Annotated in this window: 11 protein-coding genes and 1 tRNA gene; 5 read left to right on the top strand and 7 right to left on the bottom strand. The window is 61.2% G+C overall.

Translation table 11 applies throughout. The features are described 5' to 3' along the window. Positions 1–5: 5 nt before the first annotated feature. A complete protein-coding gene (locus HMPREF3055_RS01275; protein ID WP_070737464.1) occupies positions 6–1,157 on the bottom strand; it encodes a pseudouridine synthase in 1,152 nt (383 codons plus the stop codon). Positions 1,158–1,715: 558 nt separating this feature from the next. On the opposite strand from HMPREF3055_RS01275, the gene HMPREF3055_RS01270 reads away from it, so the two are divergent. Continuing rightward, positions 1,716–2,300, top strand: a complete 585-nt coding sequence (locus HMPREF3055_RS01270; RefSeq protein ID WP_049354486.1) for a TetR/AcrR family transcriptional regulator — start codon at positions 1,716–1,718, stop codon at positions 2,298–2,300. A gap of 265 nt (positions 2,301–2,565) precedes the next feature. On the opposite strand, the gene HMPREF3055_RS01265 is transcribed toward HMPREF3055_RS01270, so the two are convergent. Further along, entirely contained in the window at positions 2,566–8,166 is a 5,601-nt protein-coding gene (locus HMPREF3055_RS01265; RefSeq protein ID WP_070737461.1) for a DEAD/DEAH box helicase, read from the bottom strand. Between the two features lie 148 nt (positions 8,167–8,314). Between HMPREF3055_RS01265 and HMPREF3055_RS01260 the strand changes: the two genes are divergently transcribed. Beyond that, on the top strand, positions 8,315–8,902 hold the full coding sequence (locus HMPREF3055_RS01260) for a malonic semialdehyde reductase (RefSeq protein ID WP_070737448.1): 588 nt from the start codon (positions 8,315–8,317) through the stop codon (positions 8,900–8,902). Between the two features lie 158 nt (positions 8,903–9,060). On the opposite strand, the gene HMPREF3055_RS01255 is transcribed toward HMPREF3055_RS01260, so the two are convergent. The 5 genes from HMPREF3055_RS01255 to HMPREF3055_RS01235 all read right to left on the bottom strand — a co-directional run bounded on the left by HMPREF3055_RS01255 (position 9,061) and on the right by HMPREF3055_RS01235 (position 13,940). Then, complete coding sequence (locus HMPREF3055_RS01255; RefSeq protein ID WP_070737445.1) at positions 9,061–10,008, bottom strand: DUF4232 domain-containing protein; 948 nt, start codon at positions 10,006–10,008, stop codon at positions 9,061–9,063. Between the two features lie 2 nt (positions 10,009–10,010). Beyond that, positions 10,011–10,331, bottom strand: a complete 321-nt coding sequence (locus tag HMPREF3055_RS01250) for a 2Fe-2S iron-sulfur cluster-binding protein (RefSeq protein ID WP_005507166.1) — start codon at positions 10,329–10,331, stop codon at positions 10,011–10,013. Positions 10,332–10,610: 279 nt separating this feature from the next. Further along, on the bottom strand, positions 10,611–11,864 hold the full coding sequence (locus HMPREF3055_RS01245; RefSeq protein ID WP_070634711.1) for a cell wall biosynthesis glycosyltransferase: 1,254 nt from the start codon (positions 11,862–11,864) through the stop codon (positions 10,611–10,613). After that, positions 11,864–13,462 carry a DNA repair protein gene (locus tag HMPREF3055_RS01240; RefSeq protein ID WP_070737444.1) on the bottom strand — a complete coding sequence of 533 codons (1,599 nt, stop codon included), beginning with the start codon at positions 13,460–13,462 and terminating at the stop codon, positions 11,864–11,866. Before HMPREF3055_RS01240 ends, HMPREF3055_RS01245 begins: the two co-directional genes overlap by 1 nt. A gap of 402 nt (positions 13,463–13,864) precedes the next feature. Next, positions 13,865–13,940: transfer RNA gene (locus HMPREF3055_RS01235), tRNA-Arg, on the bottom strand. Positions 13,941–14,440: 500 nt separating this feature from the next. On the opposite strand from HMPREF3055_RS01235, the gene HMPREF3055_RS01230 reads away from it, so the two are divergent. The 3 genes from HMPREF3055_RS01230 (at position 14,441) to HMPREF3055_RS01220 (ending at position 18,947) form a co-directional block, all read left to right on the top strand. Continuing rightward, complete coding sequence (locus HMPREF3055_RS01230) at positions 14,441–16,291, top strand: phosphoenolpyruvate carboxykinase (GTP) (protein WP_070634709.1); 1,851 nt, start codon at positions 14,441–14,443, stop codon at positions 16,289–16,291. 372 nt (positions 16,292–16,663) lie between these two features. Then, positions 16,664–17,134 carry an RrF2 family transcriptional regulator gene (locus tag HMPREF3055_RS01225; RefSeq protein WP_005507162.1) on the top strand — a complete coding sequence of 157 codons (471 nt, stop codon included), beginning with the start codon at positions 16,664–16,666 and terminating at the stop codon, positions 17,132–17,134. Positions 17,135–17,765: 631 nt separating this feature from the next. Further along, positions 17,766–18,947 (top strand): FAD-binding oxidoreductase, encoded by a 1,182-nt coding sequence (locus HMPREF3055_RS01220; protein WP_070634331.1) that lies wholly within the window; start codon positions 17,766–17,768, stop codon positions 18,945–18,947. Positions 18,948–18,954: the final 7 nt, after the last annotated feature.

Genomic DNA, 18,954 nt, shown 5'->3' with positions numbered 1-18,954 from the left:
ACCGGTTAGGAGGCGGCAGTCAGCGAACGCCCGCTGTACAGATCCACTCGCTCGCCGGTGATGGGATGCTCAAAATGCAGACTGTACGCCAGCAACTGCAGCGGGTACTCCGGGCGGTCTGGCGCGTCGGGTAGCACCTGCGGGTAGAGCACATCGCCCAGAATGGGGGAGCTGAGCATATTCAGATGCGCCCGCAGCTGGTGCGTTTTGCCGGTGTGAGGCGCCAAATCATAGAGCGCCCATTCTCTATTCGGTTCCGCGCGCCACCCCTCAACCGCCTGCGCACTCGGAGTGAAAGTCCGCAGAATCTTCACGGTCGTCAGCGTATTCGGCTCCACACCCTGCGCCGCGCACTCTTGCTCAGAAAGCTGCTGAACCTGCAGCTGATCACGAATCTTCTGAATATGCGAACGCACCTGCAGCCCCTCCGCACTCAACGCCTGCTCGGCGGCGGTAGCATCGGCGGGAACCGGCGCCACGGCACGGTAGGTCTTTGACACCTGACGGTGCTGAAACATCATCTGGAAGGGGCGGCGTGCCTCAACGGTCTTGGCAAAAAGCAGCACACCCGCGGTCGGGCGGTCCAGGCGGTGAATCGGAATCAGTAGCGGGTTCTGCTCACGCACCCGCAGCTTGGTCAGCGCGGTCTGCGCAATATAGGAACCGCGCGGGGTGGTCGGCAGAAAATGCGGCTTATCAATCGCCAGCACGTGCTCATCCTCGTAGAGCACCGGCATGTCTGAGGGTAGCTGCGGCTCATCGGCAAGCTCACGGAAGTACCAGATGCGCTCACCCGGCATATAGGGGCTATCGCGGGTCAGGATCGTGCCGTCGTCCAGACGCACCTCACCGGTATTAAAGCGGGCGTGAATAATCTGCGGGTCGTTCGGGTAGAAGCGCGCAATCAGGTAATCCGCAATGGTTGCCGGAGCCGTATTGTTCGGGGTGGTGTTGCTCGGGGTGAGCTCGGCGGGGAGCTCCTCCACGCGCGGCAGGATCAGCTGAATTGGGTCGATACCGTTCTTCTGAGCCAGCGGAGGGGCCAGCAGGCGGCGATGCGTGCGGCGTGCAGGCTTAGCCTGATAGGCGGGCTGTATTCCCTGCTGTGTATCGGGGCGTGCGATAGGCTGCGTGCGTGCGGTGTTCTGTGCGGGCATGGCTCTACTCTACCTTTTGGGAGGGACTGATTCGGCGGCGACCCGGGTGCGCCAGACTGAGCAGCATGCGGGTGGAAATATTACCGTGGGCTTGGTGTGGGGTTGCAGAAGACAGTTTTGTCTGACACTCATGAATGTTTGTGTGAATACGTGGAACAGAAAACGAAAACTTCACAAATTTTTGAAATTATTGGACATTTAATTTAAAAAAAGTGCATTAATTTTACAAAAACTATCGATTGAGTGCGGTATTTTCGAAAATGCTGTCAAATCATAAATCAATAACCCTCAATTTAGCCCCTGTGGTTTTTCTAAGTATAAAAGATGTAAAGCAATTAAAGACCTGATAACCTGGGCATCCTACGTCATAAACACCTTAATAAAGGCTGGAAACCGCCTTAAAGCGGTACGATTAAGACACAGAAGTTCGATATTTCGAACGAAGGGGTCGAAATGGGACAGAAACAGCGCAAGGATGCAGAGGTTAAAGGAACACCCCCAATTACAGCGGTGCAATCGGACAATTCCAAAGCACCGGAAAATGCGAGAGGAGAGGTTATGGAACATTCACAAAAGAATGCGGAGCCTCGCACCGGTGCCCTGCGCATGGAGCCGCACGAACGCGAAGAGCAAATTCTGAAAATCGCTGCAGAACATTTCGCTCGCCGCGGCGTGCTCGGTGCCTCCATGAGCGCTATCGCCCGCGATGCAGGCATTACCCGCGCCCTGCTCTACCACTACTTCCCCGGCAAGGACTCCCTGGCGGCAGCTGTCACCCGACGCGAAGCCAACGCAGTCCTTGAGGCTCTCGGCGAGCACCACGAAAATCCCGAGGAAGCACTCCGCAGGGAGTTGCGCACCTATTTCCTCGTCGTAGCCGGTGTCCCCACCCCCGGTGGGGAGGACTTCCCGAACAACCCCACCGACTACCTCGAATGGATGCTTGAACGCACCGGCATGCCGATTAATGACCGCACCCGCGTCATCCTCGGAGGCTGGTTGCAGCTCGTCGACTACTTCGCCATGCACGTCGTGCAACTCAACCCCCGCGATCAGCGCACCGTTCGCTCCCGCGGGCTCGGGCTCGAAGAAGCCATCGACCTGTGCCTGGGTGCCGTGGACACCCTCACTGGCGGCTACTAGCCGCCTCAAGAGGTGACAGGTCTACACAGGACTTCCCGCTCCGATGTTTGGTTATGTGCTCCACGGCAAAGATGACGTGGACATCCGGGCGGTTATTCCTCCGCTACGCCGCTTGCGACGTGGTGGACTCCGGGAACACCACCCGGTTCGTGAGTAGGGAAACATAATGCCCCGTACCCCCTTCCGTGGGGGTGCGGGGCATTATGATGCTCAAGTTGAGATTGAAGAAAATAGTTTTACTCTGAGGCTAAGCTTGAGGCTCGGGCTAAATGGAGCGGCGTAGCGACAGGCCACGAACCGTCGCGTAGAACCCCTGCGCCTGCAGTGCCGCACGCAGCGCCTCCACCGGATGCTCTACAACCTCGCCGCCGGATGCGCCCAATGTGGATGTGCTCACCGTGTGGGTGCCCAAAAGCTCCACATCGTTGACCTTCTCCACCGAAATCTTCTCCGCACCGCCGGCGGACACCAGGCGCGCCAGGGCGGGGGCCGCCGCCTCCAGAAGTACCGGGTCGGTGGTGAAAGCCAACAGGGTCTTCGCGCCACGCTCCACATAGAGCACCGGTGCGCCGTCCACCAGCACCACGCAGGCGCCCGCCTTGCGTGCCGGGCGGTGCTTTACGGTGCCCTCGCCCTCGTGCGCAAAGGAGGGAATCGCGGACCAGCTCAGCGCCGCACCGTACGGGTTCGCGGGGTCGGTCGCCGCCAACAGGGTCACTGTGAACGTGCCGTACACCCGCTCCGTATCGGTACGCTGCGGGGTGTAGGCACTCGCACCAAAACCCTGTGTCGCGCCAAAACCCTGTGGACTTGCGGGAACACTGAGGCTATCGGCGGTAGAACGCAGCAGGTCCACCGTCGCGGGGGCGGCAAACTGCGCCGCGCCCAAACCCTCAATAAAGTAGCCGCGACGCACCAGCGCACGATCCTCAGCCGCCGAATAAATCCGGTACAGCTGCGAGAACCCGCCGGCAGAATCCTCCACCTGCAGGCACCCGCGAGTCAGTACACCGTAGCGGTCCAGCAGCAGGTCGGCGCGTGCGAGCGCCGTAACCGTCGCCTCCACCGGCTCCTGCAGCAGTGTGTCCACGCGTGAGAAGCGACCGCTATCCTGCGGGGCAACGGCGGGAGCGGCGCCATGGAACCCGCCGCGCAGGGAACGCAGACCGCGCCCGGTGGCAGCGCCGTATCCGCCCGCCAAGCCGTTACCCATGGAGGCGCGTGCCGCCGCAATACGGCCCGCACCACGGCGACCCACCCGCGACAGACGCGCAGGGGCTGCCGGAGTCGGATGCGCACTGCGGACGCCCGCAAGCATCGCCCGAACCGGCGCGAAACTATCGTTCGTCACCGCACCAGCCCACACCAGGCGCCACAGCGCTGCCGAAACCTCCGCCGCATCCGGGAAAGTCACCACCTGACCGGCAGGTGCCGCAGCGCTCATCAGTTGCGCCACCCGCTCACGTAGCGCCGGCACGAACAGGCCGCCATGAGCCAGCGCCTCATAGATGGCGTGCTCGAGCGTGCCCGGAGCCTGCAGCGCCTCCCAAAGCTCGGGGTTCTCCGCGCGTAACAGCTGCTCCGGGTAGTCCTCGCCCATGGTCAGCTCACCCAGAGTCAGCGAGGAACTCTCGCTCAAATGCAGGCGAATCCAGCCGTCAGACTTCTGCGCGCTACCGCCGCCGAGCTGACCGGCGCCGGTGAAGAACACCCTGCCGCTTGCCATCAGCTCGTCCAGCATGTGCGGCTGGTAGCCGGGCACACGCGCCGGGAGGATCAGCGTCTCCAGCGCGGAAGCCGGTACGCGCACACCCGCCAGCTGGTCGATGGCGGTGAGCAGATCCTCCGTGGAGGAGGCGGAATCTTGTCCCGTATGTTCTGTGCCGTGCTCAGCTAACGGGTTGGGTACCGCCGGGTTGAGCGCCGCCGGGCCGAGAGGCGCCACCCTCTCGCCCATTACCGTGGCGGTGCGGCGGGAGGGCATGAACGCGCCGTAGGCGCTCGCCTCCGGCAGGGTCTGCGCAACCCGCACGGATAAAGAACGAACGTTCTGCCATGAGGGTAGGAATACACCATAGACCTGCGCCGATACCGGCTCAATTTCCTCACGCAACGCCGCCAGAGAGCGGGCACGAATCGTGCGCAAAACCTGCGCATCCACCCACTCGACACCGGCAGACCCGGGAGTGCGCAGCACCTCGGGCAGGAACTCGCCGGAGCTTAGGCGGCGCTGCTGCTGAAGACGCTGCAACACCGGAGTCAGCACGCCCACACCCACCGGGGTCAGGCGCGAAAAATGCTCCGCCGCCTGCTGCGCAGTGAAGGGAATATGGGTGCGCGCATAGCGAGAAACCAGATCCTCCAAAGGCTCCGCGACCGGCTCCAGAAGGGCTACAGGAAGCGCCGCGGCGGGCATAATGCCCAGCCCATCGCGCAGACGCGCAGCATCCTCAACCACCGCATAGTACAGCTGCGGCTCGGCGGAATCGTCGGTAGCTCCCATGTCGGCAGCTCCCATGAACGAGAACGCGCGGCGCGAGCGCACCAGCTCTTCCGCCAGGGCGCGCGCCTGATCCGTGCTGGCGTGCGCGCCGTACTCCTCGCCATGCTCCTCGCCGTAGTTTTCAGAGTCTTCGGACTCGCCGAAATCCTGAGAACCGTGTGTCGCAGATTCAGCCCGTGGGCTGTCGGCACGCAAACGCAGACTCAACTCCCGCGCGCTCAACGGACCCAACTGGCGCAACAGATCCGCCACGCCCTCTACACCGCAGGCGCGGTAACGCTCACCCGTGCGCTGCAGACGCTGCTGAGTCTGCACCAGAACCGCCGGATCCAACAGGTCACGCAGACCACTCGAACCCAGCAACTCAGCCAGCAGTGCCGGGTCCAGCGACAGCGCGGCGGCGCGGCGTTCGGCGGCGGGCGCATCGCCGTCGTAGAGGTGCTCGGCAACGTACTCAAAGAGCAGAGTGCGCGCAAAAGGCGAAGGGTCGTTCGTCTCAACCTCCAGCATGGACACCGCCCGAGACTGCAACGAACGGTGCACCTGAACCAGCGCCGGAACATCGTACACATCCTGCAGACACTCGCGCGCCGTCTCCAAAAGCACCGGAAAATCAGGGTACTTACGCGCCACATCCAACAGCTGCGCCGCACGCTGACGCTGCTGCCACAGCGGGGTGCGCTTACCCGGATCACGGCGCGGCAACAGCAGGGCACGCGCCGCATTCTCACGGAACCGAGACGCAAAAAGCGCCGAATCGCCTACGCGTTCGGTGACAATCGCCTCCAGCTCGTCCGGGTCGAAAAGGAACAGATCAGCGCCGGGCGGCACATCCTCCATAGCGGGCAGACGCAGAATCAAGCCGTCATCACTCGCCATGACGGAAGCGTCCACCCCATACCGCTCCTCAATGCGGGCGCGCACTGCCAGCGCCCAGGGCGCGTGCACCCCGTAGCCGAGCGGCGAGTGCAGGACCACGCGCCAATCGCCCAGTTCGTCGCGGTGCCGCTCCACAATCATGCGGGTGTCGGAGGGGACCGCCCCGGTGGATTCGCGCTGCTCACGCAGGTAGGCGAGCAGGTTATCGACCGCCCAGGTGTCCAATCCGAGCTGTTCGAGCTGCAGGCGGGCGGCGGCGCTATCGGTGGCGCCCAGGCTGGAGAGGGCGCGCGTGAACGCACCCGTCTGCACGCCCAGGGCGTAGGGGCGGCCCATGCGGTCGCCGTGCCAGAAAGGCAGGCGCGCGGGCTGACCGGGTGCGGGGGAGACCCGCACCGCGTCGTGCGTAATTTCTTCAATGCGCCAACTGCTCGCGCCGAGGGTGATGACCTCGCCGGCACGGGATTCGTACACCATTTCCTCGTCGAGCTCACCCACACGCTTGGGGCCGCGCTCCTCATCGCCGCTGACCAGGTAGACGGGGAAGAGCCCGCGGTCGGGAATCGTGCCGCCGCTGGTGACGGCGAGGCGTTGCGCACCCGGGCGGCCCTCAATACTGCCGGAGGGGGCTTCCTCGGTAGGGGTGCGATCCCAGATGATGCGCGGGCGCAATTCAGCGAATTCATCGGAGGGGTAGCGTCCGGCGAGCATTTCGAGTACGGAGTCGAAGAGGGCGCGCGGCAGTTCGGCGTAGGGTGCGCTGCGGCGTAGCGCCTCGTACCAGGAGTCCACGCTGATGGGGCCCAACGCGCAGGCGGCGACGGTCTGCTGCGCGAGTACGTCCAGGGGGTTGGTGGGGATGGCAAGTGGCTCGAGGGTTCCGCTGCGCATTCCGGCGAGGGTGACGGTTGCGCCGAGCAGGTCGCCGCGGTGCTTGGGGTAGAAGAATCCGCGCGAAATTTCGCCCACGCGGTGTCCGGCGCGGCCCACGCGCTGCAGTGCGGAGGCAACCGATGGAGGCGCCGCCACCTGGATTACGAGGTCCACGTGACCCATATCGATGCCCAGCTCCAGGGAGCTGGTGGCGACCACGCAGCGCAGGGTTCCGCCCTTGAGCGCCTCCTCGATGAGGGTGCGCTGTTCCTTGGACACGGAGCCGTGGTGCGCGCGGGCGAGCGGCGGCACCTCGGCGATGTCGCCGATGCCTGTCGCGTAGTCTTCGGGGTCGATTCCCTGCTGTGCGAGGACGCGGCGCAGGTGAATATCGTTGAGTGCCGCGGTGAGCTTTTCTGCTAGTCCACGCGAATTAACGAAAACAATCGTAGAACGGTTGTTCTCAATATGGTCGACGATGCGCTCCTGCACACGCGGCCAGATGGAGGTCTCGGGGCGCTCGCTACCGGGGGTGTCTCGCAGCGTCTTTTCGTGCAGTGCCCCCTCATGCAATGCCTCTTCCGAGATGGTGAGCGTATTTTTGGGCGCAGCGGTATCGCCCTGTCGCGACGGGTTTGCCTGCCCAGTTTCTTGCGCGGGTTCCTGCGCTGGGTTTGCCTGCCCGGGGAATACGCCAATGGCATCTTCCAGCGTGTAGGGCGCGCTCGCCGAGATGTCTACGGCACTAGAGGTAGGTTGTGCCACGCCCTGCGGCGAGCCAGCAGAAGCGGAGTGGGTAGTCCCGCCGCCTGGCGCCTCCGAGGGTGCATATTCTGAGGGGGCGTGGAGTCCTTGCCCGTAGTCGTTGGCGCCTCCGAGTGCCGCCATATCGGGTACGGGCACGCTCAGGCGCAGGTCCCATTCTTTGACGACTGGACGGCTCATGATGGTTACCGGCTGAATGCCGCCGAGGAACCGGGCGACCGCCTCCGGGTTTTCGACGGTTGCGGAGAGCCCAATGCGCTGTGCGGGCTTTTCGAGGAGTGCGTCGAGGCGTTCGAGGGAGACCGCCAGGTGTGCGCCGCGTTTGGTGGCGGCGAGGTTGTGGATCTCGTCCACGATCACGGTGGTGACGCCCGCGAGGGTGTTGCGGGCGGCGCTGGTGAGCATGAGGTAGAGGGATTCGGGGGTGGTGATGAGAATGTCGGGCGGGTTGCTGATGAGTTGGCGGCGTTCGCGTGCGGGGGTGTCGCCGCTGCGCACGCCCACGCTGATGTTCGGTTCGCCCGTGTTGTTTTCGCTCAGGCGCGTGATTCCGGTCAGCGGTGCGCGCAGGTTGCGTTCGACGTCGGCGCCGAGTGCTTTGAGGGGTGAGATGTAGAGGATGCGCGTGCCGCCTGCGGTGCCGGCTTCGTGTTCGCGGTGTAGGGCGTCGAGTGCCCAGAGGAAGGCGGCGAGGGTTTTGCCGGAGCCGGTGGGGGCGATGATGAGGGTGTTGTTGCCGTTGCGGATGCTCTCCCAGGCGCCTTCTTGGGCGGCGGTGGGTGCGCTGAAGGTGGCGCGGAACCAGTCGCGTACGGGGGCGGAGAAGTGGGAGAGTGCGTCGGTCATGTATCTATTATGGCGGGGTTTATGGTGTGCGCCTCTTGAATTGTTGGGGGTTGGGGGAGGAAGATGTGCTTGACAGTGTCTCTGCAGGACATGTAATGTTTTACCTGTAAAGTAATCGACTGAGGGAACAACCCAAAGGAGCCTCACCATGACCCGCCTGAACGAAGAACAGCTCATCAGCCTCTTCCACGAGCCGCGCACCGTCTCCTCCTTCACCGAGGAACCCGTCACCGACGAGCAGCTGCGCCGCATCCAGGAACTGACCTTCTACGGCCCCACCGCCTTCAACAACCAGCCCCTGCGCATCACCTGGGTCAAGAGCCCCGAGGCACGCGAGCGCCTCGTCGCACACCTGGCAGACGGCAACAAGGCTAAGACCCAGGCAGCACCGGTGACCGCAATCCTCTCCGCAGACGCGAACTGGGTAGAGCACGCCGACACCTTCAACCCCAACGCTGCCGGCTTCATCAAGAGCTTCTACACCCCCGAGGAGCTTGCCACCCCCGCCGCTGAGCTGAGCGCTCACCTGCAGGCAGGCTACTTCATTACCGCAATCCGCGCCCTCGGCCTGGACGCTGGCCCCATGACCGGCGCAGACTTCGCCGGCATCAAAAAGGAATTCTTCGCGGATAACGCAGAGATCCCCTTCCTGATCGTCAACATCGGCCACGGCGAGGCTCCCGCATACCCGCGCGGTGCACGCTTCAGCCACGATGAGGTTGCTCGCTCCCTCTAAGAGCGCGCAGCTACGGCATGGCTAAAGCTAAACCCTAGATTTAGGCTTATAGATAGTTCAAGGGCGGTTCCCCATCGTGGGGAACCGCCCTTGAACTATATGCGCACACGACGTGCCAGAGTATTCAGTGCCAGAGTATTCACATCTGCAACGCCGCGTTAGCGGGCACCAAACTGACCCACCGACAGCTGCGGAACAGACGAGGAACAAGCGGTCGTATCCAACGGAACGATCACGCCACCGGAACCGGAGGGAAGACCCACCAGGAAGCCCTGAACCGGTCGGCTACCGCAATCGTCACCGAAGCGTGCCGGGTATACCGAACGCAGTACCGCAGTGGTGCTATCGCCGGGGTTGAGGGTCACGCCCGCAGAGTTCATGTACTCAGCAGAGGCGGATGCCTCACGGCCGACCCAGGTTCCCGAAGAGCCCGCATGAACCACACGTGGGTAGCCGCGCAGGGTGCAAGAAGAATTCGAGGAGTTCTGGAAGTACAGCGTGTAGTTTCGGGCGCCGGGGGAGCCTTCTCCCACAGCAACCGAAATGTTCAGGTCATCCAGATCGCACTGGGTCGGGCCCTCAGCAACAGTGTTGCTGGAGGAATTAGAGGACTTCTCCGAGGAACCCGAGGAGTTCGAAGAATTGGAAGAATTCGACGAGCTCGAAGAACCCGAGGAGCTACCCGAAGAGTTAGAACCGGACTGTGAAGACGAGTCTGAGCTCTTCTGTGAATCCTGCTGAGAATCTGCAGAGTCGTCTGACTTGTTCTGCTCGGAACCCTCGTGGGAGGACTCAGAAGAATGAGAGTCAGAGTTCTGCTTCGACTTGTGAGTCTCGGTGTGGGAAGAAGACTCGGAGTGCTCAGAGGAAGAGCCGTGGTTCTCCGCCTCGGGGGAGTTCACCACGGTAATGGAGCCCGGAGTCACCGAAGGGGTAGCTCCGTCAGAAGCTACTCGAATCGTGCCGGGCTTGACCGAAGCCGAAGCACTCGGCTGCGCCGAGGTGCCTTCAGCTTCCTGACCGGCCTGGGACGCGCCGCATCCACTGAGCGCGAGCACGCAACAGAGGAGGGTGGTTGATGCGAGTACCTGAGCCGATTTAAACATGATTACATCGCCGCCTGCATTTGGATTTCTGCTCCGTCCATACCGGGGGCGTACTCGACCTGGCAGCACAGGCGGGAGTACTCGTTGGCGACATCGTCGACCATGTCGAGCAGGTCCTGCTCAGCTTCGGTACGTTCACCGGAAGCTTCGAAGTGCTCGGGGTCGATGAAGCCGTGGCAGGTAGCGCAGGATGCGTTACCGCCGCAGGTTGCGAGGACCGGCACACCGTTAGCCTGGAGGGCTTCCAGGAGGGTGTGGTGGTCTTCCCACTGAATGTCGTAGTTTACGCCTGCTTCGTCAGTGACCTTAATCGTTACGCCCATGCGTTCTCCTTCTTCTGTAGTGATGCGTTTCTATTGTAGAGGTAGGGGCTGTTATTCACCGTACTTTGTGGTGTATCCCCAACCCTACCGTCACGCATATCACGGGAACGCATATTAATTTTTATGCTGAATAGCATGTCTGTATTGCCCCCAGTCTACCTCTTAAATCCCTGACAATGCGGGATATAGCCGTATATGAATACTGCCCCCAGATGCAAAGACATGCTGGGGGCAGTATAAAGAACCGGCACGCAGGCGCGCTTTAACGGTGACGAAGACCTACTCTGATTCCTTCTCCGCAGCCTTCTCGGCGTCCTGCTTTTCTGCGCTGTGGTTATCGGAATTCTGGACTCTTCCTCCGGGGCCGCGCACAATACCGCGCACGCTATCACGCGGATCGGCGTAGCGCAGGTCGATACCGAAGGTATTGCGGATTTGGCGTGCCGAGTTCAGGTGCCAACGCTGCGAATCCGACGGAGTCACCGAGGTGACCGCCTTCTGACCCGGAGCCAGCTTCTCGTGGCGAATGTCGTAGTGCTTACCGCCCATGGTGATGGTGAAGCCGTGCTCCTGCAACAGCTGCACGAACGCATCCACATCGTGCGGGATCTTGCGGCCGCGCTGCCTCTTTGTGCCGCTCATCCTCGGCTGCGACTCGAAGGGGTTACGGCTGGGCGCGGTGCCGCGGCTAATACGAATCACCTGCTGGTCGGAGTGCGAGAACTCCACCTGGTAGCCGTTGAGCGAGTACACGGTGCGGCTACTGCCGGGAATTGGGCGGCGGTCCTCAGCCTCATCCAGGATGCGGGCAATGTACTCGCCGGTCAGACCGAGCGCCTTCAGCTGTGCCTGAGCATCGGGGGAGAGCTGATAGCCTCCCGCCAGAGCCTGCAGCGGGCGCAGCGCGAGCACTTCGGCAGTCAGGGGGTTGAGCACCACCTGGTAGCCTTCCTCTTCATGCGTGTAGAGGGTGACTTCGCGGCCGTAACGGTTCTCCTGCGCGCTTTCTTGAACCACCGTGCTTGCGGGGGATCCGATGATGTCCAACAGCAGCTCGTAGGTGAGCCCGTGGCGCATCATGTAGTCCATCACGCCGGGGAGCACACCGTAGATGCGGCGGCGCGGCGGCACGTCACCGTAGAATTCCTTCTCGATGCGCGCGGCAATACGCTGGTTCTCCAGCGGCACCTCGGTCAGCGGAATGAGGCGCTGGTTGGAGGGGCGAATCTTGGCGCGTGCGGCGGCGGGCTTGGGTGCCTGACGGTATGCGTCCACGAGTGCCTGCTGCTGCTCTACGAATTCCTGGGCAATGAGCGGTAGGAGGGTGAAGTAGAGCTCTGCCGCTTCGGGCTTGAGCGCGCCGTTCTCATCGAGTAGGGACGCGCCGTCCTTGGAGAGCAAATCCCACGGCTTATTGTTTGCACTGTTCTCTTCGGAGCCCTGATTGTCCCGGTAGCTATAGGCGGCGAGGGAGGCAAGCTCCTGCAGGCGAACATACACCTCGAGAGGAATAGTGATCTGCTTAGCGGACATTATTTCTCCTCCTCGGTGGTGTTTTCTGCCTGGGCTGCCTTATCTTCTGCCTGTTTCGCCAGGGTGTTGCTGAGCTCCTCGAGCTGCACCTTGCGCAGGTTCTCCGCGTGCAGAACATGGAAATCCGGGGTCTTCGCCAGAGCCAGAACGGTCCGCTCATCGGGCGAAACCGCGATCTCCAGACCCTGTGCCGCGTAGATGCGGGTCCAGCCTTCAGCCATGCGCACGCTCTCGGGGCTACTCAGCGCCTGAAGCATCAGATCGAAAACGAACGGCGGGTTCTTCTTCAAGAAGGTGCGAGCGCGCTCGCTGAACTCGAGTTCCAGGGCGTTGAGCGAGGTGTATTCGCCCTGCGCCAGGGAAGCCTGCGCCGCCTCGTTGTAGTCGGCGTCGTATTCGTCAATGACGGTAATAACTTCTGCGGAGGCGGTGTTCACGTCAACCCGGTAGTCGTCGTGCGTGAAGCGAATGGTCCAATCGTTGATGCGTTCCGCTTCGCCGTCGCGCAGGATGGTGCGCACGAGCTCTTCGCTAATGTTTTCGCGTTCGAGGCGGGCACGCAGGCTCGGGCGCAGTCGGTAGTTGCGTTCGCGGTCCTCGGCGGTAACGCCGCGAGGTGCGGCGGCTACCGGTTCTGCTGCCGGAGTGCTCGGGGCGGGTGCGGCAGTCATCGGTGCACCCGGTTCCGGTGCAGCGGGCTTCGGTGCACTCGGCTTGGGAGCTGCGGGTGCGCTCGGCAAGGACTGGGCAAACACGAGCAACTCTTCAACAGGTGCCTGCTCGCTAGATACTGCCGTATGGGTAGCTTCTGCGGCTTCGGCAGCCTGTTGGCGGGCACGCAGGCCCTCCAGGTACTCTTCGATGCGCGGCGGTCGGTAAGTCAGCGTGGACTTGCGGAACATACCGGGGGAGGGCGCGCCGGGAGTCGGTGCTGCAGGCTTGGGAGCCACAGGCTTCGGCACAGCAGGCTTGAGTGTTGCAGGTTTCGGTGCAGCGGGCTTGGGCGCTGCGGGAGCAACCGTGGTGGGCGTCGGAACCGTCTTTTCTGCAGTCGCCTCCACAGTTGCTTCTTCCGGCACGCTGGGAGCCGGTGCGGGTGCCTGGGCCGCGCGGGCGGCAAAGAGCGCGGGGGAAGGTGCGGGCTTCGGTGCTGCGGGCTTGGGCGCAACAGAAGCGCTCACTTCCGTGTCCTCAACTACTGCAGGTTCGGCGGGGCTAGTTTCAACCTCAGCCGTAGGCTCTACAGTATTTTCAGCTGACTGCTCTTGCAACTCGCCCTGTTCCTCATCAACAGGCTCTTCCTCACCGCGGCGTAGGGCGGCAACGAGTTCCTGTCGGGAAGTATAAGGAATGATTTCCTCGGGAGAGTCGATATATCGGGGGAAGTTCTCGTAGAGAATCTTTGCCGCGGCCTCAAAGAGCTTCTCCGCGGTGGTGTTGGCGGCGGGTGCGCAGGGGCAGAGGAGCTCCTGGCGCTGTGCGTCATAGATGGACCAGTGGGCGCATCGTTCGGTGGGCGGGAAGTAATCGAGGGTTCCCAAATCAGCAATATCAATGAGCGCACCTATCAGGGACTGCGGAATGGATAGCTGTGCCATAGTGCTCCTTCGCGTTGTCTGCTCTCCAGCCTATGTGTGGAGGGTCCTTCTTTCCATCCTAGGCGTTTTTCGGCGGGTGTGCCCCGGAGCACGTCATCTGGGAGCGTAAATCTGCGGATTCACAGGTTGAGGCGCTTTTAGGCGCGGTTTTTGACACAGCGGGGACAGCGTCAGGTGGTGAAGCGTCCTTGCTGCACCTAGCTAGAGCCCGCAGTGTGTCGTACTGCAACATGTCGTACTGCAACATGTCGTACTGTGCGGTGGCTTGAGCTCTGCCCCGGGGCTTTTGGCAGAGCGTTTTCTGGGCGCGCTTTTTCCCCACACGCATCTTCCCGGGCGTGTCTTCCGGGTACGTCTTCTGGGCATACAAAAAATCCCCGGTTCCGAAGAACCGGGGATCGGTGGTGCGCCCGAAGGGATTCGAACCCCCAACCTTCTGATCCGTAGTCAGATGCTCTATCCGTTGAGCTACAGGCGCATGTTCCTCGCTTCGGATTTCTTCAACCCGTCGCGGCAACAGGTACTACTATACGGATGTCCTCAAGGGTGTGCAAGCCGAAAAACTCGAAATTGACCCAAAATCCCCTCCTTGCATCCTGAAAATACCCCATTTTGCCGCGTAATTTCAGGGTTTTTGTGCCCGTAAAAATTTTTCAAAATATTTTCTCGGCACCCTAAAACCGGCACTGCGGGTCCCTGAAATCCCCCGGAGGATCCCGTCGTAAGCCCTAAAAATTCTTTACAGAAATCCTCTCGTATTCTAAGAATGTGATGCGCAGAACTTAAGAAATGGCGTTATAGAAAGCTCTATAGACCATTAATGCGTTATTCTGTAAGCATCACGAGGAAGTGGAGACTGTCCAAGCGTGCATATTCACCATTGTTTGCACGCTTGTAGTGTTTAACTGCTTCTTTGTTACCGCAGACCTATCCGGATCAATGTAGTATCCGGGCCACCGATTGAAGGGGAAAATGTCAATGGCTGACACCTCAACTCGTACTCTCTCTGCTGAGCTCGAAAAGGAGCTGCAGAGCGCACCCACTACCCACCAGGGCCTTCTGGACTGGGTTCGCGAAGTTGCGGCACTGACCCAGCCCGCACACATCTACTGGGTCGATGGCACCCAGGAAGAATACGACCGCCTCGCTCAGGAACTGGTCGACGCTGGCACCTTTGTTCGCCTCAGCGATCACGAATTCCCGAACTCTTACGCAGCTTTCTCCGATCCTGACGACGTTGCACGTGTCGAGGAGCGCACCTTCATCTGCTCCGAGACTGAAGAAGGCGCAGGCCCGACCAACAACTGGCGCGACCCCGTCGAAATGAAGCAGACCCTGACCGGTCTGTTCGAGGGCTCCATGCGCGGTCGTACCATGTACGTCATTCCCTTTGTCATGGGCTCCCTGAAGGCTAAGAACCCCAAGATTGCTGTTGAGCTCAGCGACTCCGCATACGTTGTCTGCTCCATGCGCATCATGGCAACCATCGGTAAGGACGTTCTTGCCAAGCTGAACGAGACCAACGGCTTCTTCGTCAAGGCTCTGCACAGTGTTGGTGCACCCCTGGAGCCCGGTCAGGAAGATGTTCCCTGGCCTTGCAATCCCGAGAAGTACATCGTCCAGTTCCCCGAGACCCGCGAAATCTGGTCCTTCGGCTCCGGCTACGGCGGTAACGCACTGCTCGGTAAGAAGTGCTACGCACTGCGTATCGCATCCGTTATCGGTCGCGACGAGGGCTGGATGGCAGAGCACATGCTCATCCTGAAGGTCACCAACCCCGAGGGCAAGGTTCGCTACATCTCCGCAGCGTTCCCCTCCGCATGTGGCAAGACCAACTTCGCAATGATGGAGCCCACCATTGACGGCTGGAAGGCTGAGATGGTCGGCGACGACATCGCATGGATCGAGTTCGACGAGAACCACCAGGCACGCGTGGTCAACCCCGAGGCTGGCCTGTTCGGCGTGGCACCGGGCACCGGTTACTCCACCAACCCGAACGCTATGAAGGCTATCGCCAAGGGCAACACCATCTTCACCAACGTTGCACTGACCGACGACGGCTCCGTCTGGTGGGAGGGCAAGACCGACGAGGCTCCCGCACACCTGATTGACTGGACCGGTAAGGACTGGACCCCCGAGTCCGGCCGCCCGGCAGCTCACCCGAACTCCCGTTTCTGCACCCCCGCATCCCAGGTCGACATGCTCGCTCCCGAGTACTACGACCCCGAGGGTGTGCCGCTGAGCGCTATCGTTCTGGGTGGTCGCCGTAAGACCACCATCCCGCTGGTTTCCGAGTCCGAGAGCTGGGAGCAGGGCGTCTTCCGCGCAGTTACCCTCTCCTCCGAGACCACCGCGGCTGCTAAGGGTGCTGTCGGCGTGATTCGCCGCGACCCGATGGCAATGCTGCCCTTCATCGGCTACAACGCTGGTGACTACTTCAAGCACTGGCTGGACCTGGGCAAGAAGCACGGCACCGAGAACATGCCGAAGGTCTACTACGTCAACTGGTTCCGCCGCACCCCCGACGGTGGCTTCGCGTGGCCCGGCTTCGGCGAGAACTCTCGCGTTGTGAAGTGGATCTTCGACCGCCTCGACGGCAAGGCTGGCGGCCAGGAGACCTTCCTGGGCACCGTTCCCACCAAGGAAGACCTGGACCTGACCGGTCTGGAAATCTCCGAGGAAGAGCTGAAGGCTGCTCTGGCTGTCTCGAAGGAAGAATGGGCGGCTGAACTGCCCGGCATCGACGAGTGGCTCGAGAAGTTCGGCGACAAGCTGCCCGCTGAGGTTCGCGAACAGCGCGACGCTCTGGCGAAGGCTCTGGAGGACTAAGACACTCCAGCTAATACCTAAGGTTTAGCGCCTTGAAGGGGTGGAATCTCTCGGTGAGATTCCGCCCCTTCTTTCCGTTTGGGGGAAATTTGAATCCCTGTCAGTTGGGGGAGTGATAAATTTTCTTGCAAAGGCGTGAGTGTAAGGCTATGCAGTCCACTTGCTCTTGAGAAATACTTTAAGATCCTCGCCGGGATGGTTTGGTGCAGAAGTGGCTATCCATAATTTCTTGCCTCTCTTGCCGCCCCTATACAATTCCAATGTAAGATTTTTGAACGCGTCGAACCCGCCCGGGCTCACGCATCCGTTGCCGTCTCTGTGGAAGTTCTCTGTGGAAGTGACGGCGACACGAGAAGGATAGAAGGAGTATCCATGCGTTTGACAGCATTCTCGGATGTCTCGCTCCGCGTTCTGATGCTCCTGTCTGCTCTGGAGCCCGGTCAGAAGCTTTCCACTCAGAAGATCTCTGAGGGAGTGGACACCCCCTACAACCATGTGGCGAAGGCTGTGGCTTTCCTCGTGAACATGGGTTACCTGGATTCGACTCGCGGTCGCGCCGGTGGCGTTATGCTTTCCGATGCTGGTCGTTCTGCGACCGTCGGCACTGTTCTTCGCGCTACTGAGGGCGATATCCCCATGATTGAGTGCGAGGATGAGAACGGCCACTGCCCCCTCGATAAGTTCTGCCGCCTGCGCAATGTGCTGGCGAAGGCTCGTGAGGCGTTCTATGCTTCGGTGGACTCGGTTGTGATTAGCGAGTTGACTGCCGGTGCACGTCCCGTTGGCCCGGTATTTGTGGAGCTAGGCTTCGCGCCTCCGGAGAATGCGCTGCCTGCACGCTAAAGGAATACGTGGTACCTGTGGAGCTTTCCGGTGGGAGGCTCCATAGAGTTTTTAACACGAAGTTTAGGGTGTTTCTGCGGTTGGCGCGGGGGCTGCTGGGCGGTTCGCGCGGGGTTCTCTCGGCTTTCTTGCAGGGGGTTCTTGCAGGGTTTTCGAGGGGAGTGGGGAGTATTTTGCCGCTGCCTGCGTGACTGCTGGAACCTGCGTGAGTCCTAAATTTGTGCAGTAAATGCAGAATATTGCAAATTTGCTTTTCAAATGCAGAAAATGTGACCATATTCATTTTTGCACCACACTGCATACTTTCCATAGTAAATATATTTTCATTCCAGAATTTTTATGCAGACTTCGGGGCTAGTCACCCGGTGAACTCAAAAACAGTGCTGAAAATATATAGTGTGACGCGGGGCTCTCTCTTTGAGTCAAGCTGAACCATAAGTCTCACCTAGACCCCTCAACACCCCTCAGGGAGTGACCTGCACTCAGCGCAAACACCCCGCAAAATGCTACGGTAAGGGTGCTTTATAAACACTTCGTCACCAACTGAGCTGTCCGAGTGAACGCCCCAGCACCACACATATCAAGGGCATCATCACAACGACCAGGTGACCACACAGGAAGAAGGCAAGACATGCTCTCCGAGAAGTCCCGCCCCATCATTGAGGCAACGCTGCCCATCATTGCTGAGCGCATCAACGACATCACCCCCGACTTCTACCGTCGAATGTTCGCCGCTCGCCCCGACCTGATGGACGGCATGTTCTCCCGCTCCTCCCAGCTCGAAGGCACCCAGCCCAAGGCACTGGCAGGCTCCATCGCTGTGTTCGCTTCCTACATCGTCCAGAACCCGGACTCCTACCCCGACGAGGTCCTCTCCCGCGTTGCACACAAGCACGCATCCCTGGGCCTGAAGGAAGAAGAGTATCCCACCGTCTACAAGTACCTCTTCGAGGCAATCGCCGCTAACCTGGGCGACCTGGCTACCCCCGAAATCGTTGAGGCATGGACCGAGGTCTACTGGCTCATGGGCAACGCCCTCATCAAGCTGGAGAAGGGCCTGTACGCTTCCCAGGCAAACGACGTCATGTTCGCGCCCTTCAAGCTCGTTGACCGCAAGGAGACCGGCGAGAACGTTGTCGTGCTGACCTTCGAGCCTGCCGACGAAACCCCCATGACCGAGTCCAAGGGCGGCCAGTACATCTCCATCGTTGTTCCCGCACGCGACGGTCTGCGCCAGGCACGCCAGTACACCCTGCTGCCCAGCGAAAAGAACCAGCGCCGCATCGCTGTGAAGCTTGACCCCAACGGCGAGATGACCTCCATCCTGCACGAGCTGGAAGTCGGCGCAGTCGTCGAGCTTTCCAACCCCTACGGTGACCTGACCCTGGAAGGCTTCGGCGACCCCGAGGCACCGCTGTACCTCTTCTCCGCAGGTATCGGCACCACCCCCATGCTCAGCTTCCTCTCCGAGCTGGTTGAGAAGGGCTCTGAGCGCCCCGTGACCGTGGTCCACGCAGACCGCCGCCTGGACACCTGGCCCCTGCGCGAAGAGCTCGCCGAGCTCGTCGGCAAGCTGCCCAACGCACGCCTCGTATCCTTCATCGAGGGCGAGGGCGGCGACTTCACCGGCCGCGTCGATGTCTCCAAGCTGGACGTTCCCGCCAACGCTAACGTCTACCTCTGCGGCCCGCTGCCCTTCATGCAGGGCGTACGCTCCGCACTGGTTGAGGCAGGCGTTCCCGGCAAGAACATCAACTACGAAATCTTCGGCCCCGACCAGTGGATGCTCCACGACCAGGCACGCGAGGCGTAAAAACCCC

It is taken from the genome of Rothia sp. HMSC061C12, assembly GCF_001815755.1.
Classification (GTDB): Bacteria; Actinomycetota; Actinomycetes; order Actinomycetales; family Micrococcaceae; genus Rothia; species Rothia mucilaginosa.
The sequence above is the reverse complement of the archived record's forward strand: the minus strand, read 5'-3'. Positions and strand labels throughout refer to the sequence as shown.

What these genes read in the sequence shown, in the direction of transcription:
- HMPREF3055_RS01275 (WP_070737464.1), bottom strand. Translation starts at nt 1,157, where the DNA reads ATGCCCGCACAGAACACCGCACGCACGCAGCCTATCGCACGCCCCGAT.
- HMPREF3055_RS01270 (WP_049354486.1), top strand. Translation starts at nt 1,716, where the DNA reads ATGGAACATTCACAAAAGAATGCGGAGCCTCGCACCGGTGCCCTGCGC.
- HMPREF3055_RS01265 (WP_070737461.1), bottom strand. Translation starts at nt 8,166, where the DNA reads ATGACCGACGCACTCTCCCACTTCTCCGCCCCCGTACGCGACTGGTTC.
- HMPREF3055_RS01260 (WP_070737448.1), top strand. Translation starts at nt 8,315, where the DNA reads ATGACCCGCCTGAACGAAGAACAGCTCATCAGCCTCTTCCACGAGCCG.
- HMPREF3055_RS01255 (WP_070737445.1), bottom strand. Translation starts at nt 10,008, where the DNA reads ATGTTTAAATCGGCTCAGGTACTCGCATCAACCACCCTCCTCTGTTGC.
- HMPREF3055_RS01250 (WP_005507166.1), bottom strand. Translation starts at nt 10,331, where the DNA reads ATGGGCGTAACGATTAAGGTCACTGACGAAGCAGGCGTAAACTACGAC.
- HMPREF3055_RS01245 (WP_070634711.1), bottom strand. Translation starts at nt 11,864, where the DNA reads ATGTCCGCTAAGCAGATCACTATTCCTCTCGAGGTGTATGTTCGCCTG.
- HMPREF3055_RS01240 (WP_070737444.1), bottom strand. Translation starts at nt 13,462, where the DNA reads ATGGCACAGCTATCCATTCCGCAGTCCCTGATAGGTGCGCTCATTGAT.
- HMPREF3055_RS01230 (WP_070634709.1), top strand. Translation starts at nt 14,441, where the DNA reads ATGGCTGACACCTCAACTCGTACTCTCTCTGCTGAGCTCGAAAAGGAG.
- HMPREF3055_RS01225 (WP_005507162.1), top strand. Translation starts at nt 16,664, where the DNA reads ATGCGTTTGACAGCATTCTCGGATGTCTCGCTCCGCGTTCTGATGCTC.
- HMPREF3055_RS01220 (WP_070634331.1), top strand. Translation starts at nt 17,766, where the DNA reads ATGCTCTCCGAGAAGTCCCGCCCCATCATTGAGGCAACGCTGCCCATC.